25 protein-coding genes and 1 pseudogene are annotated in these 25,563 nt (G+C 66.8%); 14 read left to right on the forward strand and 12 right to left on the reverse strand.

The genetic code is table 11. From position 1 onward, the window contains the following. Window positions 1-617 (forward strand): TLP1 C-terminal extension domain-containing protein (locus EB75_RS12800; RefSeq protein WP_502689366.1); only part of this gene is annotated, 617 nt, incomplete at its 5' end. A gap of 5 nt (window positions 618-622) precedes the next feature. Here EB75_RS12800 and EB75_RS12805 read toward each other — a convergent pair. Next, a complete protein-coding gene (locus tag EB75_RS12805) occupies window positions 623-1,840 on the reverse strand; it encodes an NAD(P)/FAD-dependent oxidoreductase (RefSeq protein ID WP_073695863.1) in 1,218 nt (405 codons plus the stop codon). A 271-nt stretch (window positions 1,841-2,111) separates the two neighbouring features. Continuing rightward, window positions 2,112-2,444, reverse strand: coding sequence for a TfoX/Sxy family protein (locus tag EB75_RS12810; RefSeq protein WP_073695763.1), 333 nt, complete (start codon window positions 2,442-2,444; stop codon window positions 2,112-2,114). Between the two features lie 23 nt (window positions 2,445-2,467). Between EB75_RS12810 and EB75_RS12815 the strand changes: the two genes are divergently transcribed. Further along, on the forward strand, window positions 2,468-3,517 hold the full coding sequence (locus tag EB75_RS12815; RefSeq protein ID WP_073695764.1) for an ABC transporter permease: 1,050 nt from the start codon (window positions 2,468-2,470) through the stop codon (window positions 3,515-3,517). A 3-nt stretch (window positions 3,518-3,520) separates the two neighbouring features. Further along, complete coding sequence (locus tag EB75_RS12820) at window positions 3,521-4,537, forward strand: ABC transporter ATP-binding protein (RefSeq protein WP_073695765.1); 1,017 nt, start codon at window positions 3,521-3,523, stop codon at window positions 4,535-4,537. A gap of 87 nt (window positions 4,538-4,624) precedes the next feature. Here the strand turns inward: EB75_RS12820 and lon are convergent, their stop codons facing one another. Both lon and EB75_RS12830 read right to left on the reverse strand, forming a co-directional pair. Beyond that, the gene (gene lon / locus EB75_RS12825) at window positions 4,625-6,979 is read right to left on the reverse strand and encodes an endopeptidase La (RefSeq protein ID WP_073695766.1); all 2,355 of its coding nucleotides are present in this window, start codon (window positions 6,977-6,979) and stop codon (window positions 4,625-4,627) included. Window positions 6,980-7,213: 234 nt separating this feature from the next. After that, window positions 7,214-7,692, reverse strand: a pseudogene (locus EB75_RS12830) (nucleoside deaminase). 119 nt (window positions 7,693-7,811) lie between these two features. Between EB75_RS12830 and EB75_RS12835 the strand changes: the two are divergent. Then, window positions 7,812-10,001 (forward strand): ATP-binding protein, encoded by a 2,190-nt coding sequence (locus EB75_RS12835; protein WP_083612212.1) that lies wholly within the window; start codon window positions 7,812-7,814, stop codon window positions 9,999-10,001. Here the strand turns inward: EB75_RS12835 and EB75_RS12840 are convergent, their stop codons facing one another. Both EB75_RS12840 and EB75_RS12845 read right to left on the reverse strand, forming a co-directional pair. Then, window positions 10,002-10,709, reverse strand: a complete 708-nt coding sequence (locus EB75_RS12840) for a response regulator (RefSeq protein WP_286150172.1) — start codon at window positions 10,707-10,709, stop codon at window positions 10,002-10,004. 90 nt (window positions 10,710-10,799) lie between these two features. After that, window positions 10,800-11,480 carry a LuxR C-terminal-related transcriptional regulator gene (locus tag EB75_RS12845; protein ID WP_073695767.1) on the reverse strand — a complete coding sequence of 227 codons (681 nt, stop codon included), beginning with the start codon at window positions 11,478-11,480 and terminating at the stop codon, window positions 10,800-10,802. 546 nt (window positions 11,481-12,026) lie between these two features. Here EB75_RS12845 and EB75_RS12850 point away from each other — a divergent pair. Genes EB75_RS12850 through EB75_RS12865 form a run of 4 tightly spaced genes read left to right on the forward strand, consistent with a single transcriptional unit; the run spans window position 12,027 to window position 14,489 of the window. After that, window positions 12,027-12,602: a PaaI family thioesterase gene (locus tag EB75_RS12850; protein WP_502689368.1), complete on the forward strand. Its 576-nt coding sequence runs from the start codon at window positions 12,027-12,029 to the stop codon at window positions 12,600-12,602. A gap of 24 nt (window positions 12,603-12,626) precedes the next feature. After that, entirely contained in the window at window positions 12,627-13,394 is a 768-nt protein-coding gene (locus EB75_RS12855) for an enoyl-CoA hydratase/isomerase family protein (protein WP_073695769.1), read from the forward strand. 52 nt (window positions 13,395-13,446) lie between these two features. Beyond that, complete coding sequence (locus EB75_RS12860; protein ID WP_073695770.1) at window positions 13,447-13,821, forward strand: hypothetical protein; 375 nt, start codon at window positions 13,447-13,449, stop codon at window positions 13,819-13,821. A 26-nt stretch (window positions 13,822-13,847) separates the two neighbouring features. Then, entirely contained in the window at window positions 13,848-14,489 is a 642-nt protein-coding gene (locus EB75_RS12865; RefSeq protein WP_073695866.1) for a vWA domain-containing protein, read from the forward strand. 3 nt (window positions 14,490-14,492) lie between these two features. Here the strand turns inward: EB75_RS12865 and EB75_RS12870 are convergent, their stop codons facing one another. Together EB75_RS12870 and EB75_RS12875 are read right to left on the reverse strand one after the other, a co-directional pair. Beyond that, the gene (locus tag EB75_RS12870; protein ID WP_073695771.1) at window positions 14,493-14,681 is read right to left on the reverse strand and encodes a (2Fe-2S)-binding protein; all 189 of its coding nucleotides are present in this window, start codon (window positions 14,679-14,681) and stop codon (window positions 14,493-14,495) included. Then, window positions 14,681-15,328, reverse strand: a complete 648-nt coding sequence (locus EB75_RS12875) for a fatty-acid--CoA ligase (RefSeq protein WP_073695772.1) — start codon at window positions 15,326-15,328, stop codon at window positions 14,681-14,683. Before EB75_RS12875 ends, EB75_RS12870 begins: the two co-directional genes overlap by 1 nt. A 249-nt stretch (window positions 15,329-15,577) precedes the next feature. Between EB75_RS12875 and bfr the strand changes: the two genes are divergently transcribed. Then, complete coding sequence (gene bfr / locus EB75_RS12880; RefSeq protein WP_073695773.1) at window positions 15,578-16,057, forward strand: bacterioferritin; 480 nt, start codon at window positions 15,578-15,580, stop codon at window positions 16,055-16,057. A 78-nt stretch (window positions 16,058-16,135) separates the two neighbouring features. Next, complete coding sequence (locus EB75_RS12885; protein WP_073695774.1) at window positions 16,136-16,618, forward strand: carboxymuconolactone decarboxylase family protein; 483 nt, start codon at window positions 16,136-16,138, stop codon at window positions 16,616-16,618. Window positions 16,619-16,622: 4 nt separating this feature from the next. On the opposite strand, the gene EB75_RS12890 is transcribed toward EB75_RS12885, so the two are convergent. Both EB75_RS12890 and EB75_RS12895 read right to left on the reverse strand, forming a co-directional pair. Then, window positions 16,623-17,066: a nuclear transport factor 2 family protein gene (locus tag EB75_RS12890; RefSeq protein ID WP_073695775.1), complete on the reverse strand. Its 444-nt coding sequence runs from the start codon at window positions 17,064-17,066 to the stop codon at window positions 16,623-16,625. After that, window positions 17,056-18,855 carry an N-acyl-D-amino-acid deacylase family protein gene (locus EB75_RS12895; protein WP_073695776.1) on the reverse strand — a complete coding sequence of 600 codons (1,800 nt, stop codon included), beginning with the start codon at window positions 18,853-18,855 and terminating at the stop codon, window positions 17,056-17,058. Before EB75_RS12895 ends, EB75_RS12890 begins: the two co-directional genes overlap by 11 nt. Window positions 18,856-18,978: 123 nt before the next feature. Here EB75_RS12895 and EB75_RS12900 point away from each other — a divergent pair, with 123 nt between their 5' ends. Both EB75_RS12900 and EB75_RS12905 read left to right on the forward strand, forming a co-directional pair. Continuing rightward, window positions 18,979-19,884 (forward strand): dienelactone hydrolase family protein, encoded by a 906-nt coding sequence (locus EB75_RS12900; protein WP_073695777.1) that lies wholly within the window; start codon window positions 18,979-18,981, stop codon window positions 19,882-19,884. Next, window positions 19,881-20,258, forward strand: coding sequence for a cupredoxin domain-containing protein (locus EB75_RS12905; protein ID WP_073695778.1), 378 nt, complete (start codon window positions 19,881-19,883; stop codon window positions 20,256-20,258). Before EB75_RS12900 ends, EB75_RS12905 begins: the two co-directional genes overlap by 4 nt. Before the next feature lie 4 nt (window positions 20,259-20,262). Here EB75_RS12905 and EB75_RS12910 read toward each other — a convergent pair whose 3' ends face one another. Further along, window positions 20,263-21,546, reverse strand: a complete 1,284-nt coding sequence (locus EB75_RS12910; protein WP_073695779.1) for a cytochrome P450 — start codon at window positions 21,544-21,546, stop codon at window positions 20,263-20,265. An 81-nt stretch (window positions 21,547-21,627) separates the two neighbouring features. Between EB75_RS12910 and EB75_RS12915 the strand changes: the two genes are divergently transcribed. Continuing rightward, window positions 21,628-23,556 carry a flavin-containing monooxygenase gene (locus EB75_RS12915; RefSeq protein ID WP_073695867.1) on the forward strand — a complete coding sequence of 643 codons (1,929 nt, stop codon included), beginning with the start codon at window positions 21,628-21,630 and terminating at the stop codon, window positions 23,554-23,556. A 12-nt stretch (window positions 23,557-23,568) separates the two neighbouring features. Here EB75_RS12915 and EB75_RS12920 read toward each other — a convergent pair whose 3' ends face one another. Next, window positions 23,569-24,003: a DUF6188 family protein gene (locus EB75_RS12920; protein WP_083612216.1), complete on the reverse strand. Its 435-nt coding sequence runs from the start codon at window positions 24,001-24,003 to the stop codon at window positions 23,569-23,571. A 252-nt stretch (window positions 24,004-24,255) separates the two neighbouring features. Here EB75_RS12920 and EB75_RS12925 point away from each other — a divergent pair, with 252 nt between their 5' ends. After that, entirely contained in the window at window positions 24,256-25,548 is a 1,293-nt protein-coding gene (locus EB75_RS12925; RefSeq protein WP_502689369.1) for a DUF7159 family protein, read from the forward strand. The last annotated feature ends 15 nt before the right edge of the window (window positions 25,549-25,563 follow it).

The following is a 25,563-nucleotide window of genomic DNA, read 5'->3' on the forward strand; positions in this document are numbered from 1 at the left end:
GGTCGCCGGCCATTCGCATCGCGGGCCGCCGGGTGCTGGAGCTGACGGGCCTGGGCGTCGATGACGTCGACGCGGTGGACGTGTATTCGTGTTTCCCGTCGGCGGTGCAAGTGGCCGCCCGCGAATTGGGTCTGGGCCTCGACGACCTACAGCGGCCCCTGACCGTTACCGGTGGGCTCACCTTCGCCGGTGGTCCGTGGAACAACTACGTCACCCATTCGATCGCGACCATGGCCGAGCGGCTGGCCGCCCATCCCGGTCAGGTCGGGCTGATCACCGCCAACGGTGGGTATCTGACCAAGCACAGCTTCGGGGTTTACAGCACCGAGCCGCCGGTACATGAATTCCGTTGGGCGGATGTGCAATCGGAGGTCGATGCGGAGCCGACGGTGGTGGCCGAGGACGACTGGTCGGGCACTGGGACCGTCGAGGCCTGGACGACGCCGGTGACCCGTGAGGGCGCTCCGGAGAAGGTGTTCGTCGCGGTCCGCACACCCAGCGGCAGCCGGGCGCTGGCGGTCATCACCGATGCCTCGCAGGCCGAGGCCAGCACCCGCGAAGACCTCGCCGGCGCCAAGGTCACGGTCAACGCGGACGGGACCGCCGGGCTGGAGTAGCCGGGTCAGGCCGCCAGGTCCGACAGGTTGACCGACGGATCGGCGAGCGCGCCGACATCGACCGGGCGCTGGGACCGGATGATCTTCTTGATGTCGTCAAGGCCTTCCCAGATGTTGACGTTCATGCCGGCCAGTACGCGGTGGCCGCCGTCGAGCCAGAACATGGTGAATTCGCGTGTGCCGAGATCGCCGCGGGTCACCGACGCCTGATACTGCGGTGCGTAGCCGACGTACTCCATGCCGAGGTCGTACTGGTCGGTGAAGAAGTACGGCAGTTCGTCGTAACTGCCGGGGTCACCGAGCATTCCGTCGACGGCCACGGCGGGCTGCTTGAGCGCATTGGCCCAGTGCTCGGTGCGGATCGGGACACCGAACAGCGGGTGTTCGGCGGCCGCGATGTCACCCACGGCGTAGATGTCGGCGTCGCTGGTGACCAGAGATTCGTCGACTGCGAGGCCGCCGTCGGCGATGACGAGGCCGGAGCGCTCGGCGAATTCGACGTTCGGCATGGCGCCCACGGCGACGAGCACCGCGTCCGCAGCGACGGTTGTCCCGTCGCCGAGTCGCAGGCCTGTCGCCGTGCCGTCGGTGGTCGTGATTTCGTCGACCGTCGTACCCAGCCGCAGATCGACGCCGTTGTCCCGGTGCAGACCGGCGAACACCTCGCCGGCTTCCCGGCCCAGGGAAGCCAGCAGCGGCAGCGCGGCGGATTCCACGACGGTGACCTCAGCGCCCAGCCCGCGGGCACTGGCCGCGACTTCGAGCCCGATCCAGCCGGCTCCGATGATCGCCAGCCGCCGGCCGTCGGTCAGTTGCTCCAACAGTGCGGTGGCGTCGTCGACGGTGCGCAGGAAATAGACCCCGTGGGCGTCCGCGCCGGGGATCGGGGGTTTCCGGGCACGAGATCCGGTGGCCAGCAGCAATTTGTCGTAGTGCTCGTGATCGCCGTCGTTGAAGGCCACCATGTGCGCCGTGCGATCCAGCGTGGTGATCTCTGTGCCCAGCCGCAGGTCGACGTCGTGCTCGGCGTACCAGCTCTTGGGCTGCACCGTGAATTCCTCGATGGTCTTCTTGCCTGCCATGAACTCCTTCGACAGCGGCGGGCGTTCGTACGGCAGCCGGTCCTCGGCGCCGAACAACACCACCTGACCTCCAAAATCCTTGTTGCGCAGGGCTTCCGCGGCCTTGGCGCCCGCCAGCCCGCCGCCGAAGGCCGCGATCATGGTGCGGCGTTCAGCTTTCAGCACGGCTGTGGGCGTGCGCAGCCCGCTCCGGAACAACTCGCGGGCGGCGGCGACCGCAGTGGTCGCAGCGATGGGCTTGCTCGCGAGCATGCAGAGCGACAGCAGTTTGAACAGCGGCATCGGCTTGTCGCGCAGCGTTATCCCGGCGTCGTCGGCATACGTGGTACCGGCTGCGTCGAGCAACCGCGCGACGACCTGTCGATCCCGTGCCATACCTCCACGAGTACCCGGCCGCGGGGCGCGCAAACGCTTACTTGGGTGGCAGCGTGCCCGCGTACCCGACGCCCCGGTCAACCCAGGTCTGCAGCTGCCGCTTGGTTTTCAGGCCGTCGGGTGCCACCCGCAACCAACCGCGCATCTCCCGGCCACCCATCACCATCAGTCCGACGTGCTTGCGTTCCAGCAACTTCTCGGTGTCGTCCGGCGCAACGCGCACCAGCAGACCACCGTCGTGGCTGGCCGCCACCGACATGTTGCCGCTCACCAGGAAGGCCAGCCCGCCGAACATCCGCTTTTCTTCGATGCCACCGACCGGGCCGACCAACTCGCGGATCCGGTTGGCCAGATCCTCGTCATAGGCCATAGCTAACACGTTAGATTCCTCAGGTGCTGATCGCGGCGTTACGGGACCTGCAGTGGCGGCGGCGCCGATTTCTCATCGCGGTCGTCGGTACGTCGTTCGTGTTCGCGATGACCCTGGTGCTCACCGGGTTGGCCAACGGTTTTCGGGTGGAGGCCGGCAACACCGTCAACTCCCTGGGTATCGATCACTTCATGATCCAGAACGGCGCGGCCGGGCCGTTCCTGGGCTCGTCACCGTTCGCGCAGACCGAAGTTGAACGCGCACAGAAGCTTCCGGGAGTGCAGGCGGCCGCCGCGGTCGTCTACGCGGGCACCACGGCGCTCGACAACGGCACGCCGCGGACGATGAATCTGTTCGGCGCACCGACGGGCGGGCCGGGCATGCCGGAGATGTCGCAGGGTCGTCCGCCCGCCACTCCGGACGAGATCGCGGTGTCGTCGACGCTGGGCCGCAAGATCGGCGACCAGATGCACATCGCCTCCCACAACCTGCAGGTCGTGGGGATCGTGAACAACTCGACGGTCTTGGCGCAGCAGCCCAATCTGTTCCTGACGACGCTCGGCGCACAGCGTCTCGTCTACGGCGGGCAGCCCGTGATCGCGTCGGTCGGCATCCGGGGTAACCCGACCAAGGCGCTCGACGGTTACCGCCTGGTGGACCGGCACGGCGCCATCGACGACATGATGCGGCCGCTGAAAGTCGCGGTCGATGCCATCAGCATCATGGCCGTCCTGCTGTGGGTGGTGGCCGCAACGATCATCGGCATGTTCATCTACATGTCCGCGATGGAACGGACCCGCGATTTCGCGGTGTTCAAAGCCGTTGGGGTGAAGACGAAATCGATGATGGCCGGGCTGGCGATGCAGGCCGTGTTCGTCGCCGTGTTCTCCGCGGCGATCGGCGTGCTGCTGGCGATGGTGCTCGGGCCGATGTTCCCGATGCGGGTGGACGTGCCGGCCGGCGCTTATCTGTTACTGCCGGTGGTGGCCATCACCATCGGGCTGATCGCGAGCCTGGCGGGCATGCGTAGAGCGGTGACGATCGATCCAGCGATGGCATTCGGGGGGCCATAGACCATGAGCGGCTTACAGATTCGTGATCTGGTGGTGGAATACGGCAAGGGCGCCGACAAGGTCAGGCCCATCGACAATTTCGAACTGGAGCTGTCGGCAGGATCCCTGGCGATCCTGCTGGGGCCCAGCGGTTGTGGGAAGACGACGTTGTTGTCGTGCATGGGCGGGATCCTCAAGCCCACGTCGGGTCAGATCCTGTTCGATGGTGTCGACGTCACCACCCTCGGACCCAAGGCGCTGACCGACTATCGCCGCAACACCGTCGGCATCGTGTTCCAGGCGTTCAATCTGGTGCCCAGCCTGACGGCCGCCGAGAACGTCATGGTGCCGATGCGGGCAGCGGGCATGAGCCGCGGTGCGGCCCGTCAGCGCGCCGCGGAACTGCTCGACCGGGTCGGTCTGTCACACCGGATGACGCACCGCCCCGGTGACATGTCGGGAGGACAGCAGCAGCGCGTCGCGGTGGCTCGGGCCATCGCCCTGGACCCGCCGCTGATCCTGGCCGACGAGCCGACAGCGCACCTGGACTTCATTCAGGTCGAGGAGGTGCTGCGGCTCATCCGGGAGTTGGCGGACGATCGCGTCGTGGTGGTCGCCACCCATGACAGCCGGATGCTGCCACTGGCCGATCGCGTCGTCGAACTCGTCCCGACGGTCGCCACCACCGACCGCGAACCCGAGGTCTTCGAGCTCGAGGCGGGCGATCTGGTGTTCGAGCAGACCACCATCGGGGACCTGATCTACGTGGTCAAGGAAGGCCGCTTCGAGATCACCCGCGAGATGCCGGACGGCGAGACCATGCTGCTGTTCACCGCAGGACCCGGCGAGTACTTCGGTGAGATCGGGCCGCTGTTCGGGATTCCGCGCACGGCGACGGTCCGCGCCCTCACCGACGGGGTCGTCATCGGTTACACCGTGAAGGATTTCCGGGCGCGGCTCGGCCCCGATCGCATCCACGAACTCATCGAGCACCGCGAGATCCATCTGGCCGAGGTACCGCCGTCGGCCGATATTGCCTGAGACTCAGGCCGGCCCATCTGACGCGAGCAGACCCAAATGTCCCACCACCGTGAGGTGGGCAGGAGCATTTGGGTCTGCTCGCAGGGGTTACGCCGCCGCCGTGATCTCAGCGGCCGGCTCCAGCGCCTGGGCGACGATGTCGGCGACGTCGGTCATGGGCCGCACGTCGAGTGCGTCGAGGACTTCGGCCGGCACGTCGTCCAGGTCCGGTTCGTTGCGCGACGGGATGAAAACCGTTGTCAGACCGGCACGTTGGGCTGCCATCAGCTTCTGCTTGACCCCGCCGATGGGCAGCACCCGCCCGTTCAGCGTGACCTCGCCCGTCATCCCGACATCGCTGCGGACCTGGCGACCCGTGGCCATGGAGACCAGCGCGGTCACCATCGTCACGCCCGCAGACGGACCGTCCTTGGGCACCGCGCCCGCGGGCACGTGCACGTGGATCCGGCGGTCCAGCGCGGCCGGGTCGACGCCGAGCTCGGCGGCGTGCGACCGCACGTAGGACAGCGCGATGTGCGCCGACTCCTTCATCACGTCGCCCAGCTGGCCCGTCAACTGCAGGCCTGGTTCGCCGTCGTTCGAGCCGGCCTCGATGTAGAGCACATCGCCACCCATGCCCGTGACGGCCAGCCCGGTAGCCACGCCGGGCACCGCGGTACGTTCCTCGGATTCCGGCATGAACCGCGGACGGCCCAGGTAATCAACAAGATCCGGTTCGTCCACGACAACCGCATCGGCTCCGGAGGCCAGTTTCGTGGTGACCTTCCGAAGCGCCTTCGCCAGCAGTCGTTCGAACTGCCGGACGCCCGGCTCACGCGTGTAGTCGGCGGCGATCTTGCGCAGTGCCGCGTCCGTCACCGTCACCTCGTCGGTGGTCAGCGCCGCCCGCTCGGCCTGCCGGGGCAGCAGGTAGTCACGGGCGATGGCGACCTTGTCGTCCTCGGTGTAGCCGTCGATCTGCACCAATTCCATGCGGTCCAGCAGCGCCGAAGGGATGTTCTCGATGATGTTCGCCGTCGCCAGGAACACCACATCCGACAGGTCCAGATCCAGGTCCAGGTAGTGATCGCGGAACGTGTGGTTCTGCGCCGGGTCCAGCACCTCCAGCAGCGCCGCCGCCGGATCGCCGCGGTAGTCCGAGCCCACCTTGTCGATCTCGTCCAGCAGCACAACGGGATTCATGGTGCCGGCCTCACCGATGGCCCGCACGATGCGGCCCGGCAGCGCGCCGACGTAAGTCCGCCGGTGGCCGCGGATCTCGGCCTCGTCGCGCACGCCACCCAGCGCGACGCGGACGAACTTGCGGCCCAGCGCACGCGCCACCGACTCACCCAGCGACGTCTTGCCGACGCCGGGAGGGCCGGCCAGCACCATCACCGCACCCGAACCGCGGCCGCCGACGACGGCCATGCCACGCTGGGCGCGGCGGGCCCGCACTGCCAGGTATTCGACGATGCGGTCTTTGACATCCTCCAGACCGTGGTGGTCGGCATCCAGAATCTCCCTGGCGGCCTTCAGATCCGTCGAATCCTCGGTGCGCTCATTCCACGGCAGCTCCAGGACGGTGTCCAGCCAGGTGCGGATCCAGCCGCCCTCGGGCGTCTGCTCGCTGGAGCGTTCCAGCTTGCCGACCTCACGCAGCGCCGCCTCCCGCACCTTCTCGGGCAGATTGGCCGCCTCGATGCGGGTCCGGTAGTCGGCGGGCTCCTCGGCCCCCGCGCTACCGTCCAGCTCGCCCAGCTCCTTGCGGATGGCGTCCAACTGCTGGCGGAGTAGGAATTCCTTCTGGCGCTTGTCCATTCCGGAACGGACGTCTTCGGCGATCTTGTCGTTGACCTCGACCTCGGCCAGGTGCTCGCCGGTCCATTCAACGAGCAGGCTCAGGCGACGACTCACGTCGGCGGTCTCCAGCAGCTCGCGCTTCTGCACATCGGACAGGTACGACGCGTAGCCGGCGGTGTCGGCCAGTGCGGACGGCTCACTGATCTGGTTGACGGCGTCGATGATCTGCCACGCCTCCCGGCGCTGCAGGACCGCCAGCAGCAGCTTCTTGTACTCGGCTGCCAGCGTGCGGGTTTCGTCGGTGGTCGCGGGCTGTTCGACTTCATCCACCAAGACCCACAGCGCGCTTCCCGGTCCGGTGGTCCCGGAACCGATGTGGGCGCGACGTTCGCCCCGGACAACGGCGGCGGCGCCACCACCGGGCACCCGGCCGACCTGGACGATCGACGCCAGGACGCCGTGAGTGGGGTAGCGGTCGTCGAGGCGGGGTGCGATGAGCAGCTTGCCGGCCTCGCCGGCGGCAGCGGCGGCCTGCGCCGCATCGACCGCGGCACGCGCGGCGTCATCGAGTTCGATGGGCACGACCATGCCCGGCAGGACGATCGGCTCGGTGACAAACAGGACGGGAACAGCGATGGGCGCTGTCGTGGCGTCAGACATCCGTACCTCCAAAGTTGAATCTCCTGCGCTCAACCTTTGGGGTCGCGGTTTTGTTCCGGCGCTGCCGTCCGGTGTGTTCTACATCGCTCAGAGCAGAAAACAGGGAGCCTGCCGTCTCGGGGGTAACGGCAGGCTCCCGTGAGTAATAGTGAAACACCGGGACGGCGCGGTTCGGCGTACTGATACCGAAGAGTGACGTCGCAGTTGGCTAACGGTTGAGACTCAGAACAGGGCTCAGGGCCGGAAAGCCGCTTCGTACAACCCTTCATGGTGTCGGCGAATTCGTCGACGGGGCCGTCGATGGGCACGTCCGGTGCGACGGCCGAAATGGGCAGCGCCGCAACAGGGGCGGGCGCGACGCCCCACTCGCTGAGCCAACCACCCAGCTGTGCCGACGATGTCGCATAGACGATGCGGCCCAGGCCGACCCAGGCGTGCGCGGCCGAGCACATCGGACAGTGCTCGCCGGAGGTGTACGTCACCGCGGCGGCCCGCTGCGCCGGATCGAGATTGGTTGCGGCCCAACGGGCTATGGCGAACTCGGGATGCTGTGTCTGGTCGCCGCCGGAGACCCGGTTGCGGTCCTCGAAGACCACCACGCCGTCGGCGTCCACCAGGAGCGAGCCGAATGGTTGGTCACCGTCGTCCAGCGCCTCGCGGGCCAGTTCGACGCAGCGGTTCAGGTAGCGAAGATCATCGGCAGTGACGGTCATGGTGTGGATATTACGTAGGGCGCCGGAAATTCAGCCGTTCGGCGGACATCCATCGAACAGAATGGCAGGCCGTGCCGACCTAAGATTGCCCGGTCAATCCAGCCGGAGGGTTTGCGTCAGTGGCCACGACCTCGCAGCATCACCTGCTGCGCCGTGCCGACAACATCGGGTTACTGATGCGCCACACCGCGAACGTCGGTATCGGCGTGATCGGGCTGGTCGGCTCGGATGCCCAGCCGCCGGGCCGCTGGCTGCTCGGCGGGTTGTGTCTGTGGTCGCTCTACCGGATCTCGACGCGATCCCTCCGACCGGTGTGGTCCGCTGCGGACCTGGTGGTGACATTGGTGATCTGCACGGCCATCCCGGTGCTGGCACCCGACCCGGATTTCTTCGCGTCGAACAGCGCGCCGCAGGCGGTCGCCGGGACCGCTGTCGTCAGTTTTTCGGTGTGCCTGCCGGCACGGTTCACCCTGCCCATGACGGGTGCGATCGCCGCGGCCTATGCGGTGGGGGCGGCCGGGGTGTTGGGCTGGGACCGCGTCTGGTCGGTTCCGGCGTTGTATTACTTTGCGCTGCAGTGGGTTACCGCGGGCCTGATTCGGCTCATGCTGTTGCGGGTCGCCGCGGTGGCAGACCAGGCCAGGGATGCCCGTGAGGCGGTGGAGATCGGGCATCAGGTGCAGCAGGCGGTCCGCAGTTTTCAGCGCGAGCAGCTGGCCCTGCTGCACGACACTGCCGCGTCGACGTTGTTGATGGTCGGCCAGGGTGTGGCGGTGTCGCGGCAGCGATTGGCTATGCAGGCCCGCCGCGACCTGCGTCTGTTGCACGACGGGCCGTGGCAGGGGACGCACTCGCGGATGGAAGTCGTTGGCGCCCTGCGGGAAGCGCTGGCTTTTGCCCGCACCGACGTCGTGTTCGCGGGCGTACCGGAGCTGTGGGTCGACGGCATGGTGGGGCGGGTTCTTGTCGCCGCCGCCCGCGAGACATTGAACAACGTCGACCGCCACGCGGCCGCGACCCTGGTCGAGGTGGACGTCGCGGCGGGCCGCATCACCGTCACCGATGACGGCACCGGTTTCGACCCCGCGACGGTCAGGTCGGGCCGCGGTCTGGCCGCGTCGATCATCGGCCGGATGCGGGATATCGGCGGTGATGCGCGGGTCGCTTCGGCGCCAGGGGAGGGCGCCAGAGTCGACTTGGTGTGGACCTCGGGTGCCCAGGATCAGCAGTCGGTCGATCTGACCGACATCGAGCATGTCATCGGACGCTGCCGGTTCATCTACGGCGCCGTACTCGTGGCCTACGCGGTGGTCAACGTGTTGGTGACCGCGCCGTTTCGTACCGGCTCGGTGGTGCAGTTGGCATCAGCGGCAGTGGGCGCATGCTGTGCACTCGGGGCGCTGCCGGTGTTGCGCGGCAGATGCCGCGTGCTGGTGCCGGTGCTGATCAGCGCCGCGGTGCTCGTGGTGCTCGTGAATTCGATGACAGCGCCGCCGGAAGTGCTGGGTTCACAAGGGGATTGGGTCCAGGCCGGGATCGGTTGGTGCGTACTGCCGGTGCTGCTCGGGCTGCCCGTGCGGTGGGCCTGCGGAATCCTCGCCGGCATCTGGACACTCGGCGGGGTCCTGGAATTGATCCGCCACCCGGTGCCCGAATCGTGGCTCAATGTCGGCCTGGGGACCGGCAGCATCCTGGCCGTCCAGTTGTTCGCGTTGCTTTACGGCCTGCTGCTGCGCGACGTGGCGAGAGATGTGCGCGGCGACGTGGTGGCACACCGGAACTTGGTGGCGCGTGAACGCATCGAGCAGGCCGTCGCCGACGACTACCGCCGCCGGTACGCCACGCTGGTCGGCAACGTGGTGCCGTTGCTCGAGTTGTTGGGCACCGATGCGCCCGTCGACAGCGGGGTACAGCGCCGCGCCCGGGCCGAAACACGGCGCCTCCGGGCCCTGTTCGAGGAATCGAAGACGTACGACCACCCGACCCTCATGCAGCTGCGCCCGTTCTTCGACGCCGCGGAGGCGCGCGGTGTCGAAGTGTCGGTTGCCGTCAGCGGCGACCTGCCGGTCCCCGTCTCCGACGAACCGTCATCGTTGGCCGGTCCGGTCCGGTGCGCGCTGGGGTTCGACATGGCGTCGGCGCAGGTGGTGCTGACCGTAATGCCGGAGGGCCTGATCTTCAGTGCGGTGTGTCGCGAGGTCGGTGACGTCGGCGCGATGTCCGCGGCGTTGGACCGGTACCCAGGTACCGACGTGACCGTCGCCGGCGACACCGTCTGGCTCACCGCCATGGAGAAGGCGTTGTCGTGACTACAGATCCCCGACGGTGAGGATGCCGTCTTCGATGGCGCGGGCCAGCAACGCGGATTTGGTCGGCGCCGGCCGGCCGACCGCCGCGTATTTGGCGCGCGCCCGTTGCAGGTGGGTGCGGACGGTGCTCGGCGCGATGAAGAGCCGCTGGCCCACCAGATCCTTGCTCTCGGTCTGGAACCAGGCCACCAGTACTTCTTTTTCGCGCTCCGAGAGGTTCGGGCGGCCGTCGGTGCGATCGTTGAACAGCGCGCGAGCCATGCGCGGCCCCAGATAAGGCGTGCCCGACGCCGCGGCATGGATCGCGTCGATCAGATGCGCCCGGCCCTCCGACTTGACCAGGTACGCAACCGCACCGAGGTCGAGGCAGGTCAGGATGACCTCGTCGCTGTTGATGTGCGAATAGACGATCACCTTGTGGCCGAGGTCGCACAGTCGTTGCAGAGCCCCGAAGGCGGGCTTGTTGCCGTCGATCTGCAGGTCCAGCAACACGACATCGACAGCGGTGCCGACATCCGGGGGAGCAGCGAGGAACGACTCGGGATCGAGATGGGTCGCCGCGACGTCGATACGTGGCTCGGCGCCGGCGCACCAGGCCTGCACTCCGGCATGCACGACGTCGTGATCGTCGACAACGGCAACGCGAACGATTGCCGCGGCAAAACCGTCGTCGCCGCAGCCGGTGTCGGGTACCCCCCTGGTCGTCACGTTGCCAGACACTATCCAATGTGCGGCGCGCTGTCGGGTCGGATCAATCATCGGATTCGACAAAGCGCTGCGGATTTCGGGCGCGCGCCGTCACAGGTCATCGATACTGATGATGCGGTCCTGGATGGCGCGGGCCACCAGCGCGGCCTTGGTGCCGGCCGGGCGACCGGCCGCGGTGTACTTCGCGCGAATGCGCTGCAGGTGGGTGCGCACGGTGCTGGGCGCCAGGAACAACTGCTGAGCCACCAGGTCCTTGCTGTCGGTCTGAAACCAGGCCAAGAGCACCTCCTGCTCCCGCGGTGCCAGCACCGGGCGCAGGCAGGCGTCATGCCCTTGCAATGCGGCCTCCATGCTCGGCCCCGCGTACGGCGTCGCGGTGACCGCCGACCGGATGGCCGCGAGCAGATGATCGCGACCCTCGGCTTTTGTCAGATAGCTGAGGGCACCCGATGCGATCACGCTGCGGATCGCGTCGTGGTCGGTCAGATGGGAGTACACGACGACGCGATGTCCGCGGGCCGAGAGTTCGCGCACGGCATTGAAACTGGGTGGTTCGTCGACGTTCAGGCCCAGCAGCACCACGTGTGCGCGGTCTGCGGGAATGGGATGTTCGCGAAGCAACTGACCGATATCGGTGTAGTGCGCAGCGGCAGCGGCGCTGAGTTCGCCGTCCGCGGCCAGCCACGACGAGATCCCCGCATAGACCACTTCGTAGGCGTCGACCACGGACACGTTCGACACCCGGCAGGCGACAAGCGCTTCGCTCCCCATCGGTCTCAACCCCCTGACTCAATCCCTTGCCGCTGTGCCGGTCACTATTTGCTGGAAGCCAGACCAGTGACGCTGATCAGAACTTTAATCCGGGACGAATCCGATGTACAGCATTTTTCGAACGAGTGGTATGTATTTCCGCCTGGAAGGCGACTGCTAATATTGACCGGCTCGTAGGCGATATGTGATAGTGCCAGGTGACGTCGTTTTGTTTGGCTCACCCGGGGTGTCGGTCGCGCTGGTGGGACTCTCGCGCTGATCGCCGCATCGTTGGCGGTGGCGCCTGGTCGGTGGCCAAAGACCGGGTTGTGTGCGGGAGGTCCGTCGGCGCTCTCGGAGTCTTTGCTGACGTGCTCTAGGTTCGGTACCTGACCGCATTGGGGGCGGAGCCGGTTCAGGCGTCCACGGTGGGCCGCCGCGGGGGCGCGAAATCGGTTGGTGCACAGGCAACGGGACCCCACTCTCGACACCGTGACTAGAACGTGTTCTAGTTCAGGGGTGCTCGAGGGCACTTTGCACACGCTGAACGCCGATGAGGTGGCGCGGATGCGGGCCATCTACGAACCGCTGACACAGTCCGTGCGCGAGCTCATCGACGCAACCATCCGGACGGAGACCGGTGCCGACACCGTCGCGGCGGTGAAGGCCGAGATCGACGCTGCCACCGCGCGGCTTCGGGCCAACCAGCTCGCCGGCTCGTTCGGTATCCGATTCGGGGCCCGGGGCAGCGAAATGCCCTGGGGTAACGCGGTGATCGGCGTCCGTAATCCGATCGCCCCGCCCGTGGTCCTGATCCGGGCCGAGGACGGCAGCGTGTCCGCCGACTTCCACCTCGGCGCCGCGTACGAAGGCCCGCCGGGCCACGTGCACGGCGGAGTGTCGGCCATGATTCTCGACCACGTGCTGGGTGAGGGCGCGAGCCTGCCCGGCAGTCCGCGGCTCACCGGCACACTCACCATGCGCTACCGCCGCATGACGCGTCTCGGCGATCTGCACACCGAAGCCCGCATCGTCCGGACCGAGGGCATCAAGACCTACGCCGTCGGGCACATCGCCGATGCCGAGGGCATCACGGTGGAGGCCGAGGGCGTGTTCATCACTCCGCGCTGGGCGCGGGACTGACCGAAATCTGTTTGGAGACAACCTGTGACCGATGCCGCGCTCGTTCAGATCGATGACACCAACCGGGTCCGCACCCTGACGCTGAACCGGCCCGACGCGCTCAACGCGTTCAGCGAGGCGCTGTATGACGCCACCACGATCGCACTCAAGGACGCCGCCGCCGATCCGGAGGTGTCGGTCGTACTGCTCACCGGCGCGGGCCGCGCTTTCAGTGCCGGCAACGATCTGGTGGAGATGCAGGAGATGGTCACCAACCCCGAATATCAGATGGGGGAGTACGGCTTTCCCGGGCTGATCGAGGCGCTCACGGCATTCCCCAAGCCACTGATCTGTGCGGTGAACGGCGTGGGTCTCGGGATCGGCACCACGATCCTCGGGTATGCGGATCTGGCGTTCATGTCGACGGCGGCGCGGCTCAAGTGCCCCTTCACCAGCCTCGGTGTGGCCTCGGAGGCGGCGTCGTCGTACCTGTTGCCGCGGCTCATGGGGCGGCAGAACGCCGCCTGGTTGCTGTTGTCCTCGGAGTGGGTGAGTGCCGAGGAGGCGCTGCGCATGGGTCTGGTCTGGCGGATCTGCGAACCCGACGATCTGCTGCCCGAGGCGCGTCGCCACGCGGAAATCATTGCCTCCCGGCCACTTTCGAGCCTGATGGCCGTCAAGTACGCCATGGTGGAACCGACGCGCGACGCCATCGTCGCGGCGACGCAGCGGGAGTCGGGTCAGTTCGCCGAGTTGCTCGGCGGTGCCGCCAACGCCGACGCGCTGAGCGCGTTCGTGGGGCGTAAGGGCTAGTACCAGATCCGCAGTTATTGCGGAGTCCGCAGTTTGTGCGGTATGGTGGTTCATGTCCAACCGCTACAACCGGATTCGTCAGCATCTTGCCGACGCGGAAGCCGCCGAGTCCGTAGCTGAAACGCTGCAGGGGCTTCGGTCGGTGTTGACCGAAGTCGGTGAGCTGCTCGACGAGCAGCTTGCCCGTGCCGTCGTCGACGACGAAATGTCTTTGGCGGCAGCAGGAAAGAACGCCGGCCTCACCGAGAACGCGGTCGGGCCACGCTTGGCCAATACGGCGAGGTTGGCGCCGTATGCCACGTCGGGAAATCGGGTCACCGCAGAAGACGTCAAACGTGCGCGGTCCGACAAGTACGCCCAAACGCCGTTGCCGCCCGCTGCTCCGTCGGAACCCATGCGGTTCAAGCCCCGTCGCACCACCAAGTGAACCTGAGACAGCAGAAAGGACCGTTCATGGCCAACCAGAACCTCACCCACCTCGTCTTTCTGCTCGACCGATCGGGGTCCATGCAGTCCATCAAGTCCGACGTCATCGGTGGTTTCGACGCCTTCGTGACCGAACAGCGCAGCGCCGAGGGTGAATGCACGGTGACTCTCGCGCAGTTCGACAACCAGTACGAGGTCGTCTACCACAAAATCCCGCTGACCTCGGTGCCGGCGCTGACGCTCGATCCCCGCGGCAGCACCGCGCTGCTGGACTCGATGGGCAAGCTCATCACCGACACCGCGGCCGAGATCAACATGCTCGTCGAAGACGACAAGCCGGGCACGGTCGTGGTGGCGATCATGACCGACGGCCTGGAGAACGCCAGCACCGAATGGCGCCGGCCGGACATCAAATCCCTTGTCGAGCAGCAGACTTCGGCCGGTTGGGAATTTCTGTACATGGGTGCCGACCAGGACGCCGTCGAGGTCGGCAAGGGGCTCGGCGTCAAAGCGGAGCAGGCCGTCACCTATGCCCGGGGCCGGTCGCGCGAGGCCATCATGGCGACGTCGGCCAACGTGCGCGGTTACCGCAGCGCCAAGCTCGCCAACCCCGCGGCGGCCATGCCGGCCTTCACCGAAGCGCAGCGGGCCGAGCTCGCGGGGGAGTAGCCCCTAACCCGCCCGGTGCACCGGGCAGTCGGTGCGGGCCGCTTCGATGATGGCCCGCACAGTGCGGCGGCAGCGGCCGCAATCGAGGCCGGCGCCGCATTTCTCGGCGATCTGCTTCGACGTGGTCGCACCGCCGGCGACGAGTTCGGTGACCACCTGGCTGGTCACGCCGGTACACAGACAGACGAACATCAGCCGGTCTCCTCTGCGGAGAAGTCGACAGATGTGAGGTGAGCCAGGGTGCCGACGAAAACCGTTGGATAGACGCCGAATCCGGCGGCCGACATCCATTCGGCGGCGGCATCGGGGTGGTCGATCCAGCGGCGGGCGGCGGCTTCGCTCTCGATCTGCTGCAGGATCAGCACCTCGTGGCCGTCGTCGAACGCCCGGTACACCCAGACCTTGCAGACGCCGGCATCGCGGAAGCGTGCGGCGGCGTCATGCACCTTGTCCATCAGGGCGGGCACGTCCTCGACGGCGGTGACGACACCGACGACGACGGAAGCGACGGCATGCTCGCCCGGTGGCGGTTCGGCCAGATCGATCTTCTCGACGACTTCACCGGCGAAGACCGCGGGAATGTCGTCCACCCCGGACGCGTCGAAGAATTCGAATACCGCCGGTGACCGCAGGACTTCGCGGACAGAATTCGCATTGCGAATGCCGACAGTGGCCAATACGCGCCCCGGTTCCCACAACGACGAATACACGACGACGTGGTGCGCAGAGAGATCGGTGAGGATTGAGCGGTGCGATTTCAGCCGCTCCCACATCGATTCGACATCGTCGACGCGATAATCGGCGGCGAGAATGAGCGAGTGCATCGACTGCTCGCTCATCGGTCCTGCCATTCCGGTTCGCTCGGGACCGCGGGCGGACGCCCGCGGTGGTTAGTGCAGTCTAACCTTACTTAGGCCAGCCAGTCCATAGCTGCTGGCCAGCGACGAAGGCGCGCATCCCGAAACCTGGGAAACGCGGACCCGATCCGGTCCCCCGCGCGAGGCCGCTGCACTACGTTTGAGGCAGGCACGTTGTTGTTCCGCGCCAGTGACACTTGACCAGCCCCCGATGGTGTTTAAGGAGCCGAAATGCAAGGCGACCCCGAAATCCTCAAACTGCTCAACGAGCAATTGACCAGCGAGCTGACGGCAATAAACCAGTACTTTCTGCATTCAAAAATGCAGGACAATTGGGGCTTCACCGAGTTGGCCAAGCACACTCGTGAAGAGTCGATCGAGGAAATGCACCACGCGGAAACCCTCACCGATCGCATACTGCTGCTGGACGGCCTCCCCAATTACCAGCGGTTGTTCTCGCTGCGTGTCGGCCAGACACTGCGCGAGCAGTTCGAGGCCGACCTGGCCATCGAGTACGAGGTGGTGACGCGTCTGAAGCCCGGCATCATCATGTGCCGCGAGAAGGGCGATGCCACCAGCGCCAACATCTTCGAGGCCATCCTTGCCGACGAGGAAGGCCACATCGACTATCTGGAAACCCAGCTGGAGCTGATGGACAAGCTCGGTGAGCAGCTCTACGCGGCACAGTGTGTGTCGCGCCCGCCGTCCTAACCGGTGCCCTGGAGGGTCCGAAGAACTCGTCCGCCAATAAACTAGAACTTGTTTCAGTTTTGGCGTAGCGTGCGAAAAATGAGCCGAATCGGAGATTCCAGCGACGACGACGTGACCGAGTGGGTGCTCAAGTCGCCCGATATCGGTACGGCCATGGCCGGTTTCACGCACGCCGTCTACACCAAGGGGCGCTTGCCGTTACGCGTCCGCGAACTCGCCCGCACGGTGATCGCCCTCGACAACGAATGCGTGACGTGCCAGAACACCCGTGACTCGGCCGGTCCGGCTGCCGGCGTCGACGAGGATCTCTACAACCACGCGGGCGTCTGGCAGACCTGGCCCGGTTACTCCGAGCAGGAGCGCATCGCAGCCGAGTTCGCCTACCGCTTCGCCACCGACCACACCGGTCTGCGCGACGACGAGGACTTCTGGGCCCGTGCCGCAGAGCATTTCAGCGACGAACTGCTGACAGACCTGGCGCTGTCCTGCGCGATGTGGCTCGGTATGGGCCGGATGCTGCGCACCCTGGACATCGGCCAGGCCTGCAAGATCACCCTCTGAATTACTACACCAGGCCTGTCGCGTCGAAAATCCACGACATGTCGGCCGTCGCGAAATTCTCCAGCCAGGACGGCGGGGCGAAGTTCGTCAGCCCGCTCATGTCCCAGTAGTCCTTCCACAACGTCACCTTGCCGTTCTCGACACGGTGCACGGTGACGAACTTGAGCACCGCGGATTCGCCGGTCTCCCAATGCCATTCCTCGTGGTGCTCGTTCATCGCGTCGGCGCCGTCGGTCAGCAGCAGGCCGTCGAAGTTCTCGTACGAGGCCAGCGGTTCCAGGCCGATCTTCAGGCGCTTGACGATGTCCTCAGGTCCGCGGGCGGCCGCAGCCGGGCCGACCGGCATGTCGAGGTAGATGCAGTCGTCGGACACGAACTCCTTCAGCCGGTCCCAGTCCCGCGCCGACAGCGCCTTCCATAATCCGCGGATCGTATCCTCAACCGACACTGGCGAATTCACCTTCCTTGGCGACGGGCAGGGCTGGGGTCTGGCGGGCGAACCGCAGGAAGCGGCCGGTGCGGGTGGTGCCGACCAGCTCGGTCGGCACGCCGTCGCGGACGACCTGGCGGCCGCCGACGAACACCGCGGGGACGGTGGCGTCGTTACGGTTGACCATGCGGGACAATCCGCCGTACTGCTCGACGGGGTCTTCGGCGTAGGCATCGAGGGAATCGTCCAGGCGCTCAGGGTCGATGACGACGAGGTCGGCCCGGTCACCGACCCGCAGGTGGCCGGCATCGAGGCGGTACCAGTCGGCGAGTTCACCGGTCAGCCGGTGCACGGCCTGCTCGACGGTCAGGAACGGGGTGCCGGCACGCTCGGCATCGCGCACGTGGCGCAGCAGGCGCAGGCCCATGTTGTAGAACGCCATGTTCCGCAGGTGTGCGCCGGCGTCGGAGAAGCCCAGCTGGATGCCGGGATCACGGGCCAGCTTCTTCAGCACCTCGGGGCGGTGGTTGGAAATCGTTGTGCGCCAGCGGAGGTCGCGGCCGTATTCGAGCACCAGGTCCAGGAAGGCGTCGACCGGATGCAGCCCGCGCTCGACTCCGGCCTGGCCGAAGGTCTTGCCGACCAGCGATGCGTCGGGGCAGCCGACGATTTCAGCGTCGAAGAAGTCGCGGTGCCAGACGCGCACGCCGAACTTGTTCTCATAGTCCTTGCGGAACCGGCGCCGGTACTCGTCGTTGCGCATCAATTCGTTGCGCTCGACCTCGTCGCGCAGGTGCAGAGCCGCTGCGCCGGAACCGAATTCCTCGAACACCACCAAGTCGATGCCGTCGGCGTACACCTCGAACGGGACCGGCAGGTGCTGCCACCGGAAGTTGCCGCCGAGCTTGTTCACCAGCCGGGCCACCGGGCCCATGATGGTGATGGCATAGGGGTTGGCCTTGATGTCGGCGGCCGACAGCAGGCTGGTCTTGAGGTTCTCGCGGAACAGGCCGAGCGACTGGGCCAACTGCGACACCAGGTTCAGCGGGTTCTGCAGGTCCGGGCCCGACTGCAGAATGCGGCCGGAGCGCCGCAGCTGCGTCTTGAGCCGGCGCAGTTCACGCGCCTTGGCGTACGTGGACGGCAGCGTGCGGGACCGGCAGGTGTCGCCGTCGATCTTGTCGAAAAGCAGTTGCTGCGAGGACAATCCGACGAAGCCGGCCTGCAGTGCCGCCGCCAGCATCTGTTCCATCTCGGCCTGCTCGCCGCGTGTGGGCCGGACATCCTTGCGGGTGGCCCGGTCCAGCCCCATGACGGCGGTGCGCATGTCGGAGTGCCCGATGAACGCGGCCACGTTCGGGCCCAGGGGACGGTCCTCGAGTGCGTTGACGTAACCCTCTGCGGTGTCCCAGGTCTTGTTCTCGTCGACGGCGGCGATGACGTGATCGCGCGGGATGGCCTCGACGCGTCCGAACAGATCGCCGGCATCCTCGCCGCCGACGTGCACGGTCGACAGAGAGCACGAGCCGAGCATCACGGTGGTCACGCCGTGCCGCAGCGACTCGCCGAGGCCGGGGCCGGCCAGCACCTCGACGTCGTAGTGCGTGTGGATGTCCAGCAGGCCGGGGGTCACCCACTTGCCGGTGGCGTCGACGACGTTCGGGCATCCGGTGTCATCCAGGTTCTCGCCGATCGCGACGACGTGTCCGTCGCGGATTCCGATGTCCCGGACGGCAGAAGGCGCGCCGGTTCCGTCGAACCAACGACCGTTACGGATGAGCGTGTCGAACGCTGTTGCAGAGGTCACCTAACTATAGAACCGTGCCGGTCAGGCCCATGTCAATGAAAAAGTGAACACTTTCGAAAAAATGTCTACTCATCCTGGGGAAACCTGGCATCGCGCTCAGGATCAGGGCGGATACTGACTGGGATGACCCCCTTGCAGCGGTACATCGCCGAGGAAATCGCCACCGACCACGTCGACGGGTTGCTGTCCCGTCGCGAAGCCCTCCGCCGGCTGGCACTCCTGGGCGTGGGCACCACTGCCGCGGCCGCGCTGATCGCCGCCTGCGGCGAAAGTCGCGGACCGACGGCCGCCACATCGACCACCTCGAGCAAGGCCGCCATCGCGCCCGGGCCGCCGCCCGGCATGGAGAACGCCGTGCAGCCCGCGCCCATCACCTGGGACGACGGCAGGTTGCAGGGTTCGTGGGCCGCGGCCGACCGGCCGCGCGGCGCGGTGCTGGTGATCCACGAGAACAAGGGACTGAACGACTGGGTGCGGTCCGTCGTCGGCCGCTTCGGCGGCACCGGATACTCGGCGCTGGGCATCGACCTGCTGTCGGCGCAGGGCGGCACCGCCGCATTCGCAGACCCTGCCGCGGCCACCGCGGCACTCGGCAAGATCGCGCCCGACCAGTTCATCGCCGATCTGCGGTCCGGGCTCGACGAACTGGAGCGCCGGGCCCCCGGGGTCAAGCTCGCGGTGATCGGGTTCTGCTTCGGCGGTGGGCTCACGTGGCAATTGCTGGCCGCCGGCGAGCCGAGGCTGGCCGCGGCGTTGCCGTTCTACGGGCCGCTGCCGGACCCGCATGATTTCGCCGGCTCGAAACAGGCTGCGGTGCTGGCCTTTTACGGCGCCAAGGACGAGCGCGTGACGTCCACCAAGGACGCCGCCGCGGCTGCGCTGCAGCGGGCCGGCCTGGTTCACCAGATCGTCGTCGAGCCCGACGCCGATCACGCCTTCTTCAACGACACCGGCCCGCGGTACAACGGCACCGCGGCCGCCGACGCCTGGCAGCAGACGCAGTCGTGGCTCGAGAGGTACCTGGCATGACGGCGATGCGTGGCGCCGCACTGCTCGTGGCACTCGCCGTCGGGACCACTGCCGGGTGCACGCAGACCCCACCGGCACCGAACAGCGTGCCGTCGAGCCACCCGTCGACCGCCCAAGGCCCGGTCGACGGGCCGGCCATCACCATCACCGCGCTGAACTTCGGCGACCCGCTCACGGTGCCACCCGGTGCCCAGATCACCGTCGTGAACAGCGACGACGTTGCCCACACCGTGACGTCAAAGGTCAAGGGCCAGTTCGACGTCAAAGTCGGCGGCAATGCGCGGGCGACCTTCTCCGCGCCCACCACACCGGGCCGGTACCCGTTCTACTGCGTGTACCACCCGGGCATGGTCGGCGTGTTGATCGTTCAATAGCGCCTCAGCGAGGCGGTGTCCAACTGACCGGCAGCCGCTTGATGCCGTGGATGAACTGCGACCACAGCCGGTCGGGTTCGTCGGTTGCCGTGAGGTCGGGCACCCGGCGGTGAATCTCCTCGAACGCCACAGCGATCTCCCGGCGGGCCAGGTTCGCGCCGAGGCAGAAGTGCGCGCCGCCACCGCCGAAGCCGAGGTGCGGATTGGGGTTCCGGTGGACGTCGAACATCCAGGGCCGGTCGAACTTCGCCTCGTCGCGGTTGGCCGAGCCGTACCACAACGTAACTTTCTCTCCGGCTTGCATTTTCACACCGCTGAGCTCGAAGTCCTGCGTCAACGTGCGGCGCATGTACACCACGGGGGAGGCCCAGCGGATGATCTCCTCGACGGCGGTGGGGGCCACCGCGTCGTAATCGGCCCACCACTGGTCGCGCTGTTCGGGGAACCGGCTGAGGGTCAGTACCCCGTGGCTGATGGCATTACGCGTGGTCTCGTTGCCCGCGACGACCAGCAGGATGAAGAACGACGCCACCTCGCTCGACGAGAGCCGCTCGCCGTCGACCTCGGCCTGGACCAGGGCTGTGGTCAGATCGTCATGCGGGTTGACGCGGCGATCGTCGGCCAGGGCGGTGGCATAGGCGCCGATGTCCATGGCACAGCGGAAGAACTCCTCGTAATCGGTGGTCAGGTCGGGATCGCCGAAGCCGAGAATGATGTTGGTCCAGTGGAAGATTCGTTCGTGGTCCTGCTCAGGAATGCCCATCATGTCGCAGATGATCTGCAGCGGCAGGGGACCGGCCAGGTCGGCCACGATGTCGCCGTGGCCGTCGGGGTGGCGTTCGATCATCGATTCCACCAGGCTCCGGGCCCGGTTGCGCACCGACTCTTCCGTCCGCGCCACCACTTTGGGGGTGAATGCGCTGCGCACGATGTTGCGCAACCGCGTATGCCGCGGATCGTCCATCACGATCATCGAACCGAAATACTCGCTCAATTCGGGCGTCTGCTCGGGAATGGTGATACCTGCCGCGGAGCTGAAGATGTGTGGGTGGCGGCTGGCGAAGAACACGTCGTCGTAGCGCGTCAGTGCCCAGTGACCGGGGCCCGGTTCGAACCCGTCCTGAGCCAGTTCGGCGTGGAAGGAGATGGGTGCTTCGCGCCGCAGGGTCGCGAATGCACCGTCGCGGAACGGGTCGCGCCGGCCCCAGAACTTGATCGAACCGAGGTCGATGTCGGACAGTGCGAGGTCCGCCGGCGGTGCGCCGTTCTCGAGTAACGCGATGGCCATCTTTCGAGCGTAAGGCCCCGTCGGCGAGTACCGCGGCAGAATCGGCTGCGAAGAATCCGCGGAACGTGATAGTTCCTTGTGGTGCGTAACCCACATGCAGGACAACCGTTTACGACCTCCGACGAGGAAATCGCCCGTGCTCTGATGGACGTCAGCATCCCCACATTGATGCTGTCGCTGGTGCACATGTCCGGTGATCCCGAACTCATCCGCGGTGCACTTCGCCCCGCCGGACTGTTCCTCAACGAGGTGCAGGGTTACATGTCCGAGGACGACAAGGCGGCGGTACGCACCGTGGCGCTGAAGGTGATCGCGGACTACCGCGACCGCGGGTGCCCCGAGCCCGAGCCCATCGGCGCGGAGTTGCTCAAGGAGATGATGGAGTGGCTGGTCTGCGAGCCGGTGCCCGACGAGTACGTGCCGATGGTGCTCGAGGAGATGGAGCTCGACGGGAAAGATGTCCGCGGTGGCGCGGCCGGGCGAGATGCCGACTCGGCGGCCGAGTTCCCGGTGCTCGTCATCGGCTGCGGTGAATCCGGGCTGCTTGCCGGAATCCGCTTGAAAGAGGCCGGAATTCCGTTCACCATCATCGAACGCGGCGGCGCCGTCGGCGGCACGTGGTGGCACAATAGTTATCCCGGGGCGCGGGTCGACGTCGGAAATCACTTCTACTGCTACAGCTTTGAACCCAGCGATCACTGGACGCAGTTCTTCGCCGAGCAACCCGAGCTGCAGGCCTATTTCGAACGCATCCTCGACAAGTACGGCATCCGCCCACACGTCCGCTTCGAGACCGAGGTCACCGGAGCGACGTGGGACGAGACGACCGCGACGTGGCAGGTTGCCGTCCGCGGACCGGACGGCACCACCGAAACGGTGTCTGCGCGTGCGGTCATCAGTGCCGTCGGGCAACTCAATCGCCCTTATCTGCCGCCCATTTCGGGGCGTTCCGACTTCGATGGCCCGTCGTTCCATTCGGCCGAGTGGGATCACGATGTCGACCTCACCGGCAAGCACGTCGCGATGGTCGGCGCCGGCGCCAGCGGCTTCCAGATCGCACCGTCGATCTCGGGAAAGGTCGCTTCGCTCAGCATCTTTCAGCGAACCGCGCAGTGGATGTTCCCCAATCCCAATTACCACGCCAAGGTGGGCGACGGCGTCAAGTGGGCACTGAAGCACCTGCCGTTCTACGGCCGCTGGTATCGGTTCCTGCTGTTCTGGCCCGGCTGCGACAAGGGCCTGGCGGCCGCTCGCGTCGACCCGGACTATCCGGACCAGCAACGCGCGGTGAGCGAGATCAACGATGTCACCCGAATCATGTTCACCGAGTGGATCAAAGGCCAGATCGGCGACAACCCGGACCTGCTGGCCAAGGTCATCCCGGACTACCCGGCGACCGGCAAACGCACATTGCAGGACAACGGCAGCTGGCTCCGAACCCTGACGCAGGACCACGTCGAGCTGATCCGGACACCCATCGCGCGCATCGAACGCGACGCGGTCGTGACAGACGATGGCGCGCGGCATCCTGCCGATGTGATCGTGTACGCCACCGGGTTTCACGCCGGGAAGGTGCTCTGGCCCATGACCATCGTCGGCCGCGACGGTCGGGTCCTGGCCGAGCAGTGGGGTGAACGCCCGACCGCCTATCTCGGCATCACCGTCCCCGGTTTCCCGAACTTCTTCTGCATGTACGGCCCCGGCACCAACCTGGCCAGCGGCGGCAGCCTGATCTTCCATTCGGAATGCCAGATGCGTTACATCTCAGAATGTCTGGACCTGCTGCTGGCCGGCCACGGCCGCTGGATGGAGCCGCGCCAGGAACGTCTGGACGACTGGGTGCAACGCAGTCAGGCCGAGATGCGCACCATGGTGTGGTCGCAACCGTCCATCCGGCACTCGTTCTACAAGAACGCCGACGGCGACATCTACACGCTCAGTCCATGGCGCCTGGTCGACTACTGGACCTGGACGCGTACTGCCGACCCGGAGGACTACACCTTCGGGTGAGGTCGGGCGCGGTCAGCTGTTGACGGCCTGGTCGTCCGGCAGGTCGTGCCGGACCACGCGTACCTGCCCGTGTGGCAGGCACGCGGCATAGCCGTGGTGCTTGCCGTACAACTCCCACGAGGTGTGTTCCTGGTCGGTGGGCACATCGATCCGATGTCCATCGGCGAACGCCAGGTGGAGGCTGCCGTTGTCGTCGTCCCATTCGGCGTGCGTGCACTTCTGTCCGGCGAAGTCGAACAACGGCCGCTCCTGCTTGCGCACGTCGGCCGGATTGATCGCGACCACTTCCTGCGGGTCGGTCTCGGTGGCCGGCAGAGTCAGGGCCAGCGGTGCCGAGATGACGAGCTCGTTGTAGTCCTCCATGTCCAGCACCAGTCCGTCGCGGAAGGAGATCCGCTGCACTGCGCATCCTTTTATCCACTGTTCGGTCATAACCCACTCTGCCACGCCGACCGGGTGCGGCGCTGGCGGCAAATGTTGATAACGGTTTGAACACAGGACGGTGGGGTCCTGGCAAATCAGTGCAGGTCGGTGACCCTCGGTGCGGATGCGCTGTGGCCCAGGTAACGGGTAAGGTCAGCGGTCAAAGGTGGCTTATCTCACCACGAATCCGGATTGTTTCCGCGCGCCCGAGCGCGCGTCGTCTCCGGTCGTGGAACGCCGCGATGCGGTTCTGAAGGGGTTGTTTGCGTGGACGCGGTGCTCGGTTTGGCTATGACTCCGTCGTCCATGGGCCTCGTCCTGGTCGAGGGCAATGACGTCGACGGTTTCACCATGGACCACGACGCCGTCGAGATCATCAACTCCGCAGATGCCACTGCCGCCGTGCTGCGCAGCGAGGCCCTGGCGGCCACGCGCGGGCTGCGCCTCAAGTCGATCGGCCTGACCTGGAGCGACGACGCCGACGCGGAAGCGTCCATGCTGATGCAGTCTCTGTCGGAGTCCGGCTTCGACAACGTCATTCCGGTCCGCTTCCCGGAGGCGAACGAGGCCGTGGCGCGTGGCATCGCCGACGCGCTGGGGTGCGGCACCACCGCGGTGTGCACCATCGAACCGGAATTCGCGATCACCATGATCGTGCATGCGGCCAGCGGCGCCGTCCACACCGCCGTCAACCACTCCATCGGCTCCCGAGCGGGCCTCACCAGCTGGCTCAGCGCCGTGTTCACCCGGGCGGACTGGCAGCCGGAGGCGCTGGTGGTCATCGGGTCCGCCGGCAACTTCGAGGCCATCCTGCCGGGACTGCAGGACGCACTGTCGGTGCCGGTGTTCACGCCGGAGGAAGCGGATTTGGCTCTGGCCCGCGGCGCGGCGCTGGTGTCGGTCCGTTCGGGTGATACGGGCCTGTCCGAGCCGTACTACTTCGGCGACGTGCCCCGGCCCGATGAGTGGGCGGGCCAGGACTATGGCTGGGACCCCACCTTCGACGCGTTCGAGGACCAGTTCGCGCGTCCTGCGGCCGCACCGGTGGCACCGGCCGCTCGGCATCGCTCGCACAGTTCGTCCCGGTGGCAGCAGGCGTCGAGCTCGCCCGCGCTACCGCTGACCATGCTGGCGGTCGGGTCGACGGCCTTCGTGGCATCGGTGTCGATGGCCGTCACGCTGCAATTCCTGCCCGGACATGGCACGGCATCCGTCACCAAGTCGCCGCGTCCCGCGGCTGCCGAACAGTCGGTGGCGCCGGCCCCGCCGCCGGTCCACGTGGCGCCCGCCGCCGAGCCGTCCGCCGAGGTAGCCGTGCCGGTCGAGGCGCCGCTGTCCGATGCGCCCATCGTCGAGCCGCAGGCGGCTCCGGTCGTCGAAACGGTGCCCACCGCACCACCGGAGGGCATTCCGGCGCCTGAGGCGCTGCCCGCGGCCACGGACATCCCGCCTGCCGAGATTCCGTCGAACTCCGTCGCCGTCGCGGTGCCCGCCGAGGCTCCCGCTCCACCGGTTCCGGCACCCGCCGATGCCGCGCCGCAGGCGGAGCCCGCCGCGCCGCCGCAGTGAGCCCGAGTGCGGCTA

Origin of the sequence: Mycobacterium sp. ST-F2 (assembly GCF_001905655.1) — a bacterium.
Taxonomy (GTDB): domain Bacteria; phylum Actinomycetota; class Actinomycetes; order Mycobacteriales; family Mycobacteriaceae; genus Mycobacterium.

What these genes read in the sequence shown, in the direction of transcription:
- EB75_RS12805 (WP_073695863.1), bottom strand. Translation starts at nt 1,840, where the DNA reads ATGATCGCGGCCTTCGGCGGCGGGCTGGCGGGCGCCAAGGCCGCGGAA.
- EB75_RS12810 (WP_073695763.1), bottom strand. Translation starts at nt 2,444, where the DNA reads ATGGCCTATGACGAGGATCTGGCCAACCGGATCCGCGAGTTGGTCGGC.
- EB75_RS12820 (WP_073695765.1), top strand. Translation starts at nt 3,521, where the DNA reads ATGAGCGGCTTACAGATTCGTGATCTGGTGGTGGAATACGGCAAGGGC.
- lon (WP_073695766.1), bottom strand. Translation starts at nt 6,979, where the DNA reads ATGTCTGACGCCACGACAGCGCCCATCGCTGTTCCCGTCCTGTTTGTC.
- EB75_RS12845 (WP_073695767.1), bottom strand. Translation starts at nt 11,480, where the DNA reads ATGGGGAGCGAAGCGCTTGTCGCCTGCCGGGTGTCGAACGTGTCCGTG.
- EB75_RS12850 (WP_502689368.1), top strand. Translation starts at nt 12,027, where the DNA reads ATGCGGGCCATCTACGAACCGCTGACACAGTCCGTGCGCGAGCTCATC.
- EB75_RS12860 (WP_073695770.1), top strand. Translation starts at nt 13,447, where the DNA reads ATGTCCAACCGCTACAACCGGATTCGTCAGCATCTTGCCGACGCGGAA.
- EB75_RS12865 (WP_073695866.1), top strand. Translation starts at nt 13,848, where the DNA reads ATGGCCAACCAGAACCTCACCCACCTCGTCTTTCTGCTCGACCGATCG.
- EB75_RS12870 (WP_073695771.1), bottom strand. Translation starts at nt 14,681, where the DNA reads ATGTTCGTCTGTCTGTGTACCGGCGTGACCAGCCAGGTGGTCACCGAA.
- EB75_RS12875 (WP_073695772.1), bottom strand. Translation starts at nt 15,328, where the DNA reads ATGAGCGAGCAGTCGATGCACTCGCTCATTCTCGCCGCCGATTATCGC.
- bfr (WP_073695773.1), top strand. Translation starts at nt 15,578, where the DNA reads ATGCAAGGCGACCCCGAAATCCTCAAACTGCTCAACGAGCAATTGACC.
- EB75_RS12885 (WP_073695774.1), top strand. Translation starts at nt 16,136, where the DNA reads ATGAGCCGAATCGGAGATTCCAGCGACGACGACGTGACCGAGTGGGTG.
- EB75_RS12900 (WP_073695777.1), top strand. Translation starts at nt 18,979, where the DNA reads ATGACCCCCTTGCAGCGGTACATCGCCGAGGAAATCGCCACCGACCAC.
- EB75_RS12905 (WP_073695778.1), top strand. Translation starts at nt 19,881, where the DNA reads ATGACGGCGATGCGTGGCGCCGCACTGCTCGTGGCACTCGCCGTCGGG.
- EB75_RS12910 (WP_073695779.1), bottom strand. Translation starts at nt 21,546, where the DNA reads ATGGCCATCGCGTTACTCGAGAACGGCGCACCGCCGGCGGACCTCGCA.